Genomic DNA, 12,769 nt, shown 5'->3' on the forward strand with positions numbered 1-12,769 from the left:
TCAATTCATTGGTTACTCATTGAAAAAGTTACAATTTATTTCTTCTGATCCGCGCCTTCACTTTATCATAGAACATTTCATAACGAAGATAACTATCTTATTGATAATTATCACTATTATATATTTTCAAAAGCAACTTAAAGCACTCTTGTAGCAGGGTAGCCCTGTCGATTCCAAAGGATTTCTTAATTTGTTCACTTTTCAAGCAAATTACAATCTACATTCTTATTCAACTAGTGTATAATGCGCGCCTTTCGCGACAAGCGCCCCGAATTCAGAATTATTTTTGACGACATAATTTTAACGAAAATTTTTAACGACTATAGAGTAGAACAATGGCTGATTTATCTCATTACAGAAACATAGGCATTTTCGCTCACGTAGACGCGGGTAAAACCACCACTACTGAGCGTATATTGAAACTGACCGGAAAAATCCACAAAACCGGTGAAGTACATGACGGGGAATCCACAACGGATTTCATGGAACAGGAAGCTGAGCGTGGTATTACTATCCAGTCTGCGGCGACCACCTGTTTCTGGAAAGATCACCGTCTTAACATCATCGATACTCCTGGACACGTTGACTTCACCGTAGAAGTATATCGTTCATTGAAAGTTCTTGACGGTGGTGTGGGTGTATTCTGTGGTTCTGGTGGTGTTGAGCCTCAGTCAGAAACCAACTGGCGATATGCCAATGAGTCAGAAGTTGCTCGTATTATTTTCGTAAACAAATTAGACCGTATGGGTGCTGATTTTTACCGTGTTGTTAAGCAGGTAAAAGATGTATTAGGCGCTAACCCACTGGTCATGACACTGCCAATCGGTATCGAAGACGATTTTTCAGGTGTTGTAGATGTACTTGAGCAAAAAGCTTACATATGGGACGACACAGGTTTACCAGAAAACTTTGAAGTTACAGACATCCCTGCGGACCTGGTTGATAAAGCCGCTGAATATCGCGAAATGCTTATCGAAACAGCCGTTGAGCAAGACGATGACTTAATGGAAAAATACCTTGAAGGCGAAGAGCCAAGCATCGAAGATATCAAGCGTTGTATCCGTAAAGGAACCCGTGATCTTACTTTCTTCCCAACTTTCTGTGGTTCGGCGTTTAAAAACAAAGGCGTACAAAATGTACTGGACGCAGTTGTTGATTACTTACCGTCTCCAACGGAAGTTGATCCACAGCCATTAACCGATGAAGAAGGTAACGAAACCGGTGAGCACGCGATTGTTTCTAAAGAAGAGCCTCTTCGTGCGTTAGCGTTTAAAATAATGGACGACCGATTTGGCGCGCTTACCTTTGTCCGAATTTATTCTGGTGTTCTTAAGAAAGGCACAACGATTCTTAACAGCTTTACCGGAAAAACCGAGCGTGTTGGCCGTATGGTAGAAATGCATGCGGATGAGCGTACTGAATTAGACATGGCTCATGCCGGTGACATCCTTGCGATAGTTGGTATGAAAAATGTTCAAACCGGTCACACACTTTGTGATCCAGCGCATCCTTGTACACTAGAGCCGATGGTATTCCCTGATCCTGTTATCTCGATCGCTGTTGCACCACGTGATAAAACTGCGTCAGAAAAACTGGGCGTTGCACTGGGCAAAATGATTGCCGAAGATCCTTCGTTCCAGGTTGAAACCGATGAAGATTCTGGTGAGACTATTCTTAAAGGTATGGGTGAGCTTCACCTTGATATCAAAGTTGATATCTTGAAGCGTACTCACGGTGTTGAACTGGATGTGGGTAAACCTCAGGTAGCTTATCGTGAAACCATCACTCAGCGCATCGAAGACAGCTACACGCACAAGAAACAGTCCGGTGGTTCAGGTCAGTTTGGTAAAATCGATTACATCATCGAGCCAGGCGAACAAAACAGTGGTTTCGAATTCGAATCTACCGTTGTTGGTGGTAATGTGCCGAAAGAATTCTGGCCAGCCATTGAAAAAGGCTTTAAAGGCATGATGGGTGAAGGTGTTCTGGCCGGTTACCAGGTACTTGATGTTAAAGTAACCTTGTTTGACGGTTCTTACCACGCGGTTGACTCATCAGCGGTTGCGTTTGAAATTGCCGCTAAAGGTGCTTTCCGTCAGTCTATCCCGAAAGCAGGTCCTCAGTTACTTGAGCCAATCATGAAGGTTGACGTATTTACACCAGAAGATCACGTTGGTGATGTTATCGGTGATCTTAACCGACGTCGAGGCATGATCAGTGGTCAGGAAGCAGGCCCAACTGGCGTTCGCATTAAAGGTGACGTACCTTTATCAGAAATGTTCGGTTATATCGGTCACTTACGTACCATGACTTCTGGCCGTGGTCAGTTCTCAATGGAATTTGCTCACTATGCACCATGCCCTAACGCTGTTGCAGAGCAAGTCATTGCAGAAGCTAAAGAACGTAAAGAAAAGAAATAATTCTTTTCCAAATGTTTGAAATAACCCCGTCGGGCTTAGCCTTGCGGGGTTTTTTTTGGGGTAAATAAAACTCATGAATACGATTATTCTGGCAATAGGCCCAATACTCATACTCATCGCACTGGGCTTTGCATTGGGTAAAATAAACTTTGTCACCGATGATCAGTTTAAAGGTTTATCGAAACTGACATTTGTGGTGTTTATTCCCTGCCTGTTATTTTTGAGTATCTACCAGAGTGACAGCCTTACAGGACTTTCATTTGACTTACTGGCGGCATTTTACCTACCTGTTATTAGTTTATTTTTTATCAGTTATCTGTTCTTTCGACGTTTTTTCAAAGCTCAATACCCCAAGACAGAACTGCTTTGTCTGGCCACTACTTTTTCCAACAATGTGCTTATTGGTATTCCCATCTTATTGAGCTTAATTGGTGAGCAAATATTATTACCGGCTTTTTTTATTGTGTCGTTCCATAGCTTACTCTTGTTTACCTTAACCACACTTTGCGCTGCGCCAGATAGCACACAGAACAACAGTAATCGCCGTTGGTATCGATCGGTTGCCACCAGTTTATGGATTACCTCTCGCAGTCCCATAGTGATCAGTTTAATCGCAGGCTTGAGTTTAAAGTTATTATCGTTAGAACTGCCTGAGCTGCTAATAAAACCCATGTCCTATTTAAAATACGCTGCATTGCCATGCGCACTTATGGTATTGGGTGCAACACTGGCTCGGTATAAAGTATCTGGTCAGTTTACTCTGACACTATTGGTCAGTAGCTTTAAACTGCTCCTGCTACCAGCCATGATCTGGTTCAGTTGCCATTACTGGTTTGAATTAAGTTCAACACAAACCGCCATTGCCGTTGTGATGTCAGCGTCCCCGGTAGGTATCAATGTCTTTATGTTTGCCTCGCAAGATCCCGAAGCATCTCCGTATCTGGCGTCCGCCATTTTGATAACCACTAGCTTATCCATGTTAACCATACCTTTATGGTTGTTAATACTGGGCATGGTTTAGAATATCAGTGACAAACTGAGCTTGGGATAAATAACAGTCGAACCATTGCGAACATTATTTAATCAACTATAATACGCGCCTTAAAATACAGATTAACCAAGCACCGGACTTACGATTCGGCAAGCAGGAGAAAAACACCATGCAGTATGTGGTTTGTGCACTTTATAAATTTGTTGCTCTGGAAGATTTTGAGCGTTTAAAACAACCCATCCTCGATCAAATGTTAAAGCATAATGTTGTTGGCACTTTGTTGTTGGCCCATGAAGGCATTAACGGTACCGTCGCAAGTTCAAGAGAAGGCATCGATAATTTTATCAACTGGCTGCAACTGGATGACCGACTTAATCCAATTGAAGTTAAAGAATCTTATACCGATATAAGCCCTTTTAAGCGCACCAAAGTAAAATTAAAAAAAGAAATCGTCACCATGGGAGTCGAAACCGTCGATCCCGCGAAAACAGTGGGAACCTATGTTGACGCAAAGGACTGGAATGATTTAATCAGTGATCCTGAAGTTTTGTTAATTGATACTCGAAACGAATACGAAGTGGAAGTTGGAACTTTTGAAAACGCCGTAAACCCACACACCGAAACTTTTCGAGAATTTCCCCAATACGTAAAAGAGCACCTTGATCCTGAAAAACATAAAAAAGTAGCCATGTTTTGTACCGGTGGGATCCGCTGTGAAAAATCCACCGCCTATTTAAAACAGCAAGGGTTTGATGAGGTCTACCATTTAAAAGGCGGGATCTTAAAGTATCTTGAACAAGTGCCAGAGCAACAAACACGCTGGCAAGGTGAGTGCTTTGTATTTGACGATCGTGTAACCGTTAATCATAAATTGGAAAAAGGCGGTTATGATCAGTGTAATGCTTGTCGTTTACCGATAACCGAGCAAGACAAACAAAGTGAACTGTTTGAAAAAGGCGTCAGTTGTCCGCACTGCTTTGATAAAACCTCCCCAGAACAAAAAGAACGTTACGCTCAGAGAGAACTGCAAATACAACTCGCCAAAAAGCGGGGTGAAACCCACATAGGAAATGAAGCCGCTACCATGTTGGCGCAAAAACAAAAGCGTAAACGTGAACGCATTGCCGCGCAACGGGAAGCACAAAAAGCTAAGTCCGGTTAACGGTTAATCGAGTTCAGAATAACCAGCACTTCTAATAAAAAAAGCTGCGAATGTAATTAACATTCGCAGCTTTTTACATTTACAGCCAACTACATTCTAACTCTTTTCAAGTGAGCGTATTGCCTTTGCCTGCTCTTCCGTCATTGGATAGATTTCATCGATGTAACAAGTCTGTTTAATAGGGCCTGGTACATCAATCGAGTCAAACTTACTGCTTAAACTTGAACCTGTGTTATTCACCGAAATAGTCTGGCTAAACTTCAAATCATTGCAGGGCGACTTTAACTTAATTAAATAAGGACTTTTAAAGTTGGTTGAAATAATCAGATAATCGCTGTTGAGTGCACTCCAACCGTGAAATCGAAACGTTGTAATACGATCGGTCGACTTTAAATTGTTGTCACCTATAAATTGTGCGTAGCGATCATTTTTATCAGCAACCGATTGACTCGCACAGCCAACCAACACCAGAACCGTTAATATTGATATTAATATTTTCATAGCCACCTCATTGACACAATCTCTATGTATAAACGAATGTTAATAGATAATGTTGACACTTTTAAGCATAACGGGTTTTTATCAGGTTTCAATATTGCGAATACTTGAGACAATTATTCATCACTTAATTCCCATATCAAAAACGACTCGTCGATTCATCAATCTTTGCTAACAGCTCGGTAAAAACTAAGTTATAAACTCGTCCATAACCGCCAGCCATCTTCATAATAAATCCCAATAATCGTACAACATATTTTCTGAAATCATAAAAAAAGCGCTCAAAGAGCGCTTTTTTACGAAACAGTAGATGGCGATACTTTAGTTTGCACTTGCCATCATATGTTCAACGGCTTGCTTTAACTCATCATCGGAACAAGACGCACACCCACCTTTTGGCGGCATAATGCCTTTTCCGTTAATCACGGTCTGAACTAAAGTATCCACACCTTGTTGTGCTAGCTCTTTCCAGATTGCATCACCAAGCTTGGGAGCACCACCAACACCTGAAGCATGACACGCACTGCAGTTAGCCGTGTAAACATCAGCACCACCACGAGGACCAGTTGATTCAGCTACCGGAGGCGGAGCTGCCGCAGGAACATCATCGCCTTCAACATAGATATTGCCAACCGGTTTGGTACGCTTATCAATGTTTTGCTTGCTGAACAACATTTTGCTTTTTAGTGCTTTATAGCCCTTGCTGTTCTCCTGCTGCTCTTTTTCATCCGCAGCAATGGCTGTTCCTAGAGCTAAAACAGCCGACATAAAAATTAGTAACCATTTGTTTTTAAAGGAATTCATGCTAAGCATCCTCAGTCGCTACCCTGTCGGGCCACATCATACAATCAAAATTCAGCGCGCATTATAGCGTCATTTTTGCTTCGCTTAAAATAACAGCTTTAAAAACAATGTAATTTTATTGCATTGGCGATATTTTTATATCGAAAACACCCGCCTGACGCACACCATCGGCAACTTTAACCAGCGAAGAGGTGCTGGCACCGGGATCCGTCAGCAAAACCACCGAAGACTCCGGGTTTTTAACGCGCCAAGTTTGGACATTAGCGGCAATGGCGCTAATGGCAACGTCTCTACCATCCAAGCTTACCAAGTCGCCAGTAGAAATTCGTATCACCAGTGACTTGGATTCTCCTGAAGGTTTTGAGCTTTTGGTTAATGGCGACATATCCACGCCGGATTCTTTTATAAAGGAGTAAGAGCGTGTTTATCTTTGGTTCTTTGCGATGCAGGCGTTTATTTTATGGCACAACAAGACAGAGGGAGTGATGAATAGTTATTCTATTTGAATGACCGATAACGCGGTTGTGCCATAAAATAACCCCTGCCCGAAGGGTTGAGGCTAAAACTAAGCCATTCTTTGTTGCGAATTTCTTATTTAGAATAACTAAACCTCAAAATTCACGCCGCGACTGGCTTAGTTTTAGCTCTCAACATCTCGAAGAACCAAAGATAAACACGCTCTAATCACAATAAAAAAGATCAGCATGATAAAGACTATATCCAGCATAGGCGTCATATCAATATCGCTGGTTTGTTGTTGTGTAGCAATCCGCTTCATAGCGTTATCCTCCTCCTCACTGTGTTATTAACAAAAAACGACACTGTTCAAGATAAGGGGTTATTAGCAATGCCAAGCGATAATTGACAGCGCTGTCAATTATCGGCATAGTAAGTTACAAATCCTAACCACTGAATCACTTTAAGCCTTATGCAATTTCGATTAAGGTATAGGCAGGTGGAACCACTAAAAAAACAACCAAAACATCAGCTTGAATCATCTTTGTCGCCGTTGATTATGGATGAATTGCAGAGCAGGAGAGAATCAATCATGTCCGATGTAAAAACCTACCCGGTAAAAACAGAGTTTCAATCGCAGGCTCTGATAGATAATAAGACCTATCAGACAATGTATCAGGCGTCTATCGACAACCCGGAGCAGTTCTGGGCGGAACAGGCCGAAAAACTCATCCATTGGGATCAGAAATGGCAATCTGTAATGGATGTTGATTACAGAGAGGCAAAAATCAGCTGGTTTAACGGCGCCAAACTCAACGTCTGTTACAACTGTGTTGATCGACATCTGGAAAATAATGCCGATAAAACGGCCATAATCTGGGAAGGGGATGACCCGGAGATTAGCGAATCTATCACCTACCGCGAATTACATGAAAAAGTATGTCGCTTCGCCAACCTGTTAAAGGCCCGTGGCGTCAAAAAAGGCGATCGTGTGTGTATTTATATGCCGATGATCCCGGAAGTGGGTTACGCCATGTTGGCCTGTGCCCGCATTGGTGCGGTTCATTCTGTGGTATTTGGTGGCTTCTCACCAGAATCTTTAAAAAGCCGTATTCTCGATTCCGACTGTAAAGTTGTGATTACCGCTGATGAAGGTTTACGTGGTGGCAAAAAAGTCCCGTTAAAAGACAATACCGATACTGCGTTAAAACACTGCCCCGATGTTCACACCGTGATTGTCGTTAAATACACCCATGCAAAAATAAACTGGACGCCTGAGCGCGATGTCGATTATCAACAGCAGGCAGCAACTTTATCCAGCGAGTGTCCGGTTGAAATAATGGATGCCGAAGATCCGCTCTTTATTCTTTATACATCAGGCTCCACTGGCAAACCTAAGGGCGTTCTTCATACCTGCGGGGGTTACATTTTATACGCTGCTATTACGCACAAATACGTATTTGATCATCACGATAATGATGTTTACTGGTGTACCGCCGACGCAGGCTGGATCACGGGGCACTCCTATATTTTCTACGGCCCACTGGCGAACGGTGCCACGACACTGGTATTTGAAGGTGTACCAACTTATCCCGATGCTGGCCGCTTCTGGCAGGTCATCGATAAACATAAGGTGAATACCTTTTATACCGCGCCAACAGCGATTCGCGCCTTAATGGGACAAGGCGAACAATTTGTTAAACAGGCATCACGCAGTAGTTTGCGTCTATTAGGTACTGTCGGAGAGCCCATTAATCCGGAAGCCTGGGAATGGTATTACCATACCGTTGGCGACGAACGATGTCCTATTGTTGACACCTGGTGGCAAACAGAAACGGGCGGCATTTTACTGACCCCATTACCCGGAGCCACCGACCTGAAGCCTGGCTCTGCTACTCGGCCCTTTTTTGGTATAAAACCGGCTTTGATGGATGCCGATGGCAATGAACTTGAAGGAGAAGCCTCAGGTGCGCTAGTCATGTCACAATCCTGGCCCGGTCAAATGCGAACCGTTTATGGCGATCACCAACGCTTTATTGATACCTACTTTTCACAATACAAAGGCTATTACTTCAGCGGAGACGGTGCCCGCCGGGATGCCGATGGTTATTACTGGATCACCGGCCGTATGGATGATGTCTTGAATGTTTCTGGTCATAGGCTGGGCACCGCCGAAATTGAAAGCGCACTGGTATTGCATGAAGATGTTGCCGAAGCGGCCGTGGTTGGCTATCCCCACGATATTAAAGGTCAGGGCGTTTATGCCTATGTCACATTAATGTCCGGTCAATCCCCCTCTGATGAGCTGAAACAAACCCTGACCAAACTGGTCAGTCAGGAAATAGGAGCGATAGCCAAACCGGATGTGATCCAGTGGGCGCCCGGTTTACCGAAAACCCGCTCCGGTAAAATCATGCGCCGCATATTACGAAAAATCGCATCGAACGAACTGGATAACTTGGGAGATACCTCAACACTTGCCGATCCTTCGGTGGTTGACGACTTAATAGAAAACCGGGCGAACCGCTAATACTAAAGTACAGTTAGGCCGCCCTCTCAATCTCAACACTTGAATGAGCGACCTAACCTTTTGAATTTGAAAGATATTTCCTGCCTGAGTACAACTTGGCGCTGAGGATGGTGCAGAACACCATATCCTGATACACTGCAAGGAGTACAAAAAATTATAACAAGCCATAGTACGCAATCAACCAGACATAACAGCGACTACCGGCAGGACCCGATTCTTAAAAAGTAACATGTTGTTGGGATGAGTGAGCCATGTCAGATGTACGTATTATAAAAAAGTACCCTAATCGTCGGCTGTACGACACAGCCATTAGCAGCTACATCACATTGAACGATGTGAAAGAGCTGGTGTTAACTTACGTTCCCTTTAAAGTACTGGACGCAAAATCCAACGATGACTTAACTCGTGCCACCCTGTTGCAAATCATCTCGGAGCAGGAAGACAAAGAAAGCCCAATTTTTACCGCCGATATTCTGCAAAACGTTATCCGTTTCTACGGCGATTCCATGCAGGCCATGATGAGTCGCTTCCTGGAACATTCCATGAAATTGTTTATGGAACAACAGGCCGGTTTCAAGAGCCCGCTAAATACCTTTCTGGGTACCAATCCAATGACCATGATGCAGAACATTGCCGAGCAGAATATGAGCATGTGGAAATCCATGCAGGAAAACTTTTATACAGGCCATGCGAATACAAAGGATTCTGCAGAAACGGAAGAAGAAGTCACCGAGCCAGAAACCAAAAAAAACTGATGGCCATTAATTTCGATACTTTTTATTTTCAACAACTTCATTCCAGCATCGTTACCCCTTCTAATATTATCCTGAATAAATCCTTAGGATAAGTGGCCTTACCTGCCTGATACCACTCGAAAAAATTCGATTCCTCAACTAATTTGATAACTAAAGTTTAATTAAGTTTTCAAGCCAAAGGGGGATTCTTGCCACATCTAGCGGAACAGGATGGTCACCAAGTTTATTACCATCTGCAAGGCACATTGAATGGCGACACGCCGATTCTTTTTCTGCATGGAGGTCCCGGTGCGGCCTGTCAGAAGAGCGATCATGAGTTACTCAAAGACTGTTCCCGTCCGGTTATTTTTCTCGATCAGCGAGGCTGTGGTAAAAGTCTGTCCGATGATCTTCTCACCGCCAACACAACCCATGCATTGTTGAAGGATATCGAACGGCTGCGGCAGCAACTTAATGTGCAACAATTTATTCTGCTGGGCGGTAGCTGGGGCAGTACACTGGCCTTAAGTTATGCGATCCATTACCCGAAGCATGTTGAGCGTATGATTCTTTGGGGAATTTTTTTATGCAATTCTGCAGAATTAAACTGGTTTTACCGCGAAGGTGCCAACTGGATATTTCCAGAAGAATACCAGCGATTTATTGAACCCATCAACAATCTCGACTCGGTGATTGAGGAGTACCATCAACTGGTGACTCATGGCTCCATTAAACAACGCCGGCAATACGCTGCTCAATGGGCAAGATGGGAAGCGATCAATTCATTTATTCAACCCGACGAGTCGACGTTACAACAGTTTTCCGATCCTGAAACAAGTTTACCCATGGTGATTCTGGAAACCCGTTATTTTTCTAATCTGGCGTTTTTGGCTGAAGACAATTTTATACTGAAACATATCGACAGTATTAGCCATATTCCACTGGATATTGTGCACGGCCGTTACGACACCATTTGTCCCACACGATCTGCCTGGCTAGTCGCACAATCGATGCAACAGGCAACAATGCATGAGTCACCGTTAGCCGCCCATGATGCCAGCGAACCACAAAATAGAGCCAAGCTTAAGCAATTGATTAGTGCGCTTAACTAGATCGACACACGGCTTTAAAGGACATTCGGTTTCAACGGACATTCAGCTGTTGCTGTAACCATAACTCCAACAGTGTTACCTGCCATAACTTTGAACCAAACGGCCCACGAAAATCGCCGGGGGTTTGCAACATTTGTTCAATGGTTTCAAAATTAAACAAACCACGTTCTCTCGCTACCTGTTGACTAAATACCTGCTTTGCCATATCAAGGTACGGGCCTTGCATATTGCGTAATGCAGGTACCGGAAAATAGCCTTTTGGTCGATCAATGACTTCATGGGGGATCATTCGGCGGGCGACCTGTTTTAATAAATACTTTCCGCCATCTTTCAGTTTTAATGGATAAGGAATATGACTGGCCAGCTCAACCAGTTCATGATCAAGAAAAGGAACACGCGCTTCCAGACCAAAAGCCATGGTCATATTGTCAACGCGCTTTACCGGATCATCCACCAGCATTATTTCGGTATCCATCATTAAAGTATGATCGATCGCACCAATGTCAGGGTTTTGTGCAAAGCCTTTTTTAAAATAATTGTCCACTAACAATAGAGAATGATCTTCATCGCTCCATTGCTTTTGCACCAGTTTTTTGTAGTCATTAAAATCATAGGAAAAATACGCATCGGCATAGGTTTCTGCCGCTTGTTTCGGCGAAACATCGACCATCGGAGGGTACCAATGATAACCGCCAAATACTTCATCAGCGCCCTGACCACTTTGTACGACTTTGACGTGTTCACTTACTTTTTGCGACAGCAAATAAAAACCAATAACGTCATGGGACACCATAGGCTCTGACATGGCAGAAACACAATCCGGTAACGACTCAAGCAAGGTATCGTGTTTGGCAAATATCTTGTTATGGCGGGTGTTAAATTTATCCGCAATAATATCGGAGTAACGAAATTCATTACCCTCTTCTTCACCCACCTGCTCAAAGCCAATGGAAAAGGTATGAATACTTTTTTGCCCCAACTTATCCAGTAGAGCTACGATCAATGAAGAGTCCAGTCCCCCGGATAACAATACGCCCACCGGCACATCGGCTTCCAGTCTTCGTCTGGCGCTATCCATTAACGCCTTTTGTAATGCATCAATCCACTGCTGTTCGGAAAAGTCCTTAAATTGTTTCTGGCGCTGATTAAAATCATGCCTTTCCGACTCGGTAGTTGGCTGCAATTGCCAGTATCGATGGTGCTTCAACTCTCCATTAGTGGAGAGTTTTATCCAGCATCCCGGCGCCAGTTTTTTAATGCCATTGAATAATGTTCTGTCCTGAACAATCGCGCGTATTCCAAAGTAATGATTTAACGACACAGGATCTATATCAGTAGGTACTTCCGGGTGGTTTAATAATGCTGGCAAACTGGAAGCAAAACAAAATCGCTGATGATTATGAAAATAATATAAAGGCTTGATACCCAGCCGATCCCGAGCGATAAACACTTCACCAGTATCCCGCTCGACAATAACAAATGAAAACATGCCATTAAATTGTTCAACGCAAGCTTCTCTCCAGTAATGATAGGATTTTAAAATCACTTCCGTATCACTGTTGGAAAAAAACTGATAGCCAACGTCCGTTAATGTTTTTTTCAATAATTTATAGTTATAAATACAACCATTAAATATAATGGTTAGGCCTAATGATGAGTCAATCATCGGCTGGCTGGCATGATTACTGAGATCAATTATTTTTAAACGTCTGTGGCCTAAACAAATATTATCCTGTAGAAAAAGCCCTTCAGCATCCGGTCCTCTGCTTGAAAGAGTATTTAACATACGCTTGACAGTAGCGCTATCAGGCTTCTCTTTAAACGTTATTTCACCAGCCAGACCGCACATAGTTCCTCCGTTTATTATCGACAGCGTTCAAGGCTTCCTTAACAAGTAATAGCAAAGCCATTGCGGAACGCAAGATCTCACGTTTACACCGATGCGTAAAAACTCAATGCGTTATTACTCTCCAGTTACCCTGTCGTTACGCTAGAATAAAAGCCGAACACTGCTACACTTTAACTGTCACTGCACTTAATACAAATGATTAAAACAGTTTCA

At 43.2% G+C, this 12,769-nt stretch carries 11 protein-coding genes; 6 read left to right on the forward strand and 5 right to left on the reverse strand.

What is annotated here, in order from left to right; genetic code table 11:
- Positions 1 to 335 precede the first annotated feature (335 nt).
- The 3 genes from fusA (at position 336) to trhO (ending at position 4,573) form a co-directional block, all read left to right on the forward strand.
- Positions 336 to 2,420, forward strand: coding sequence for an elongation factor G (gene fusA, locus C8D97_RS08485; RefSeq protein WP_109763333.1), 2,085 nt, complete (start codon positions 336 to 338; stop codon positions 2,418 to 2,420).
- A 73-nt stretch (positions 2,421 to 2,493) separates the two neighbouring features.
- Complete coding sequence (locus C8D97_RS08490) at positions 2,494 to 3,441, forward strand: AEC family transporter (protein WP_109763334.1); 948 nt, start codon at positions 2,494 to 2,496, stop codon at positions 3,439 to 3,441.
- Positions 3,442 to 3,580: 139 nt separating this feature from the next.
- Positions 3,581 to 4,573, forward strand: coding sequence for an oxygen-dependent tRNA uridine(34) hydroxylase TrhO (trhO, locus tag C8D97_RS08495; protein WP_109763335.1), 993 nt, complete (start codon positions 3,581 to 3,583; stop codon positions 4,571 to 4,573).
- A 96-nt stretch (positions 4,574 to 4,669) separates the two neighbouring features.
- Here the strand turns inward: trhO and C8D97_RS08500 are convergent, their stop codons facing one another.
- From C8D97_RS08500 to C8D97_RS08515, 4 genes are all read right to left on the reverse strand, one after another.
- A complete protein-coding gene (locus C8D97_RS08500) occupies positions 4,670 to 5,074 on the reverse strand; it encodes a DUF6491 family protein (protein ID WP_109763336.1) in 405 nt (134 codons plus the stop codon).
- A 318-nt stretch (positions 5,075 to 5,392) separates the two neighbouring features.
- Complete coding sequence (locus C8D97_RS08505; protein WP_170115194.1) at positions 5,393 to 5,875, reverse strand: c-type cytochrome; 483 nt, start codon at positions 5,873 to 5,875, stop codon at positions 5,393 to 5,395.
- 115 nt (positions 5,876 to 5,990) lie between these two features.
- Complete coding sequence (locus C8D97_RS08510; RefSeq protein WP_342587787.1) at positions 5,991 to 6,281, reverse strand: ExbD/TolR family protein; 291 nt, start codon at positions 6,279 to 6,281, stop codon at positions 5,991 to 5,993.
- A gap of 234 nt (positions 6,282 to 6,515) precedes the next feature.
- A complete protein-coding gene (locus C8D97_RS08515) occupies positions 6,516 to 6,653 on the reverse strand; it encodes an ExbD/TolR family protein (RefSeq protein WP_109763339.1) in 138 nt (45 codons plus the stop codon).
- A 270-nt stretch (positions 6,654 to 6,923) separates the two neighbouring features.
- Between C8D97_RS08515 and acs the strand changes: the two genes are divergently transcribed.
- The 3 genes from acs (at position 6,924) to pip (ending at position 10,707) form a co-directional block, all read left to right on the forward strand.
- Positions 6,924 to 8,861, forward strand: a complete 1,938-nt coding sequence (gene acs / locus C8D97_RS08520) for an acetate--CoA ligase (protein WP_109763340.1) — start codon at positions 6,924 to 6,926, stop codon at positions 8,859 to 8,861.
- Positions 8,862 to 9,112: 251 nt separating this feature from the next.
- Positions 9,113 to 9,616 carry a polyhydroxyalkanoate synthesis repressor PhaR gene (phaR, locus tag C8D97_RS08525; RefSeq protein WP_109763341.1) on the forward strand — a complete coding sequence of 168 codons (504 nt, stop codon included), beginning with the start codon at positions 9,113 to 9,115 and terminating at the stop codon, positions 9,614 to 9,616.
- 188 nt (positions 9,617 to 9,804) lie between these two features.
- Positions 9,805 to 10,707 carry a prolyl aminopeptidase gene (gene pip, locus C8D97_RS08530; RefSeq protein ID WP_109763342.1) on the forward strand — a complete coding sequence of 301 codons (903 nt, stop codon included), beginning with the start codon at positions 9,805 to 9,807 and terminating at the stop codon, positions 10,705 to 10,707.
- Positions 10,708 to 10,738: 31 nt separating this feature from the next.
- On the opposite strand, the gene C8D97_RS08535 is transcribed toward pip, so the two are convergent.
- Positions 10,739 to 12,556 carry an N-acetylglutaminylglutamine amidotransferase gene (locus C8D97_RS08535; RefSeq protein WP_109763343.1) on the reverse strand — a complete coding sequence of 606 codons (1,818 nt, stop codon included), beginning with the start codon at positions 12,554 to 12,556 and terminating at the stop codon, positions 10,739 to 10,741.
- Between the last annotated feature and the right edge of the window lie 213 nt (positions 12,557 to 12,769).

It is taken from the genome of Pleionea mediterranea, assembly GCF_003148745.1.
Classification (GTDB): Bacteria; Pseudomonadota; Gammaproteobacteria; order Enterobacterales; family Kangiellaceae; genus Pleionea; species Pleionea mediterranea.

Coding starts and splice junctions, on each gene's coding strand:
- fusA (WP_109763333.1), top strand. CDS start 336: ATGGCTGATTTATCTCATTACAGAAACATAGGCATTTTCGCTCACGTA.
- C8D97_RS08490 (WP_109763334.1), top strand. CDS start 2,494: ATGAATACGATTATTCTGGCAATAGGCCCAATACTCATACTCATCGCA.
- trhO (WP_109763335.1), top strand. CDS start 3,581: ATGCAGTATGTGGTTTGTGCACTTTATAAATTTGTTGCTCTGGAAGAT.
- C8D97_RS08500 (WP_109763336.1), bottom strand. CDS start 5,074: ATGAAAATATTAATATCAATATTAACGGTTCTGGTGTTGGTTGGCTGT.
- C8D97_RS08505 (WP_170115194.1), bottom strand. CDS start 5,875: ATGAATTCCTTTAAAAACAAATGGTTACTAATTTTTATGTCGGCTGTT.
- C8D97_RS08515 (WP_109763339.1), bottom strand. CDS start 6,653: ATGAAGCGGATTGCTACACAACAACAAACCAGCGATATTGATATGACG.
- acs (WP_109763340.1), top strand. CDS start 6,924: ATGTCCGATGTAAAAACCTACCCGGTAAAAACAGAGTTTCAATCGCAG.
- phaR (WP_109763341.1), top strand. CDS start 9,113: ATGTCAGATGTACGTATTATAAAAAAGTACCCTAATCGTCGGCTGTAC.
- C8D97_RS08535 (WP_109763343.1), bottom strand. CDS start 12,556: ATGTGCGGTCTGGCTGGTGAAATAACGTTTAAAGAGAAGCCTGATAGC.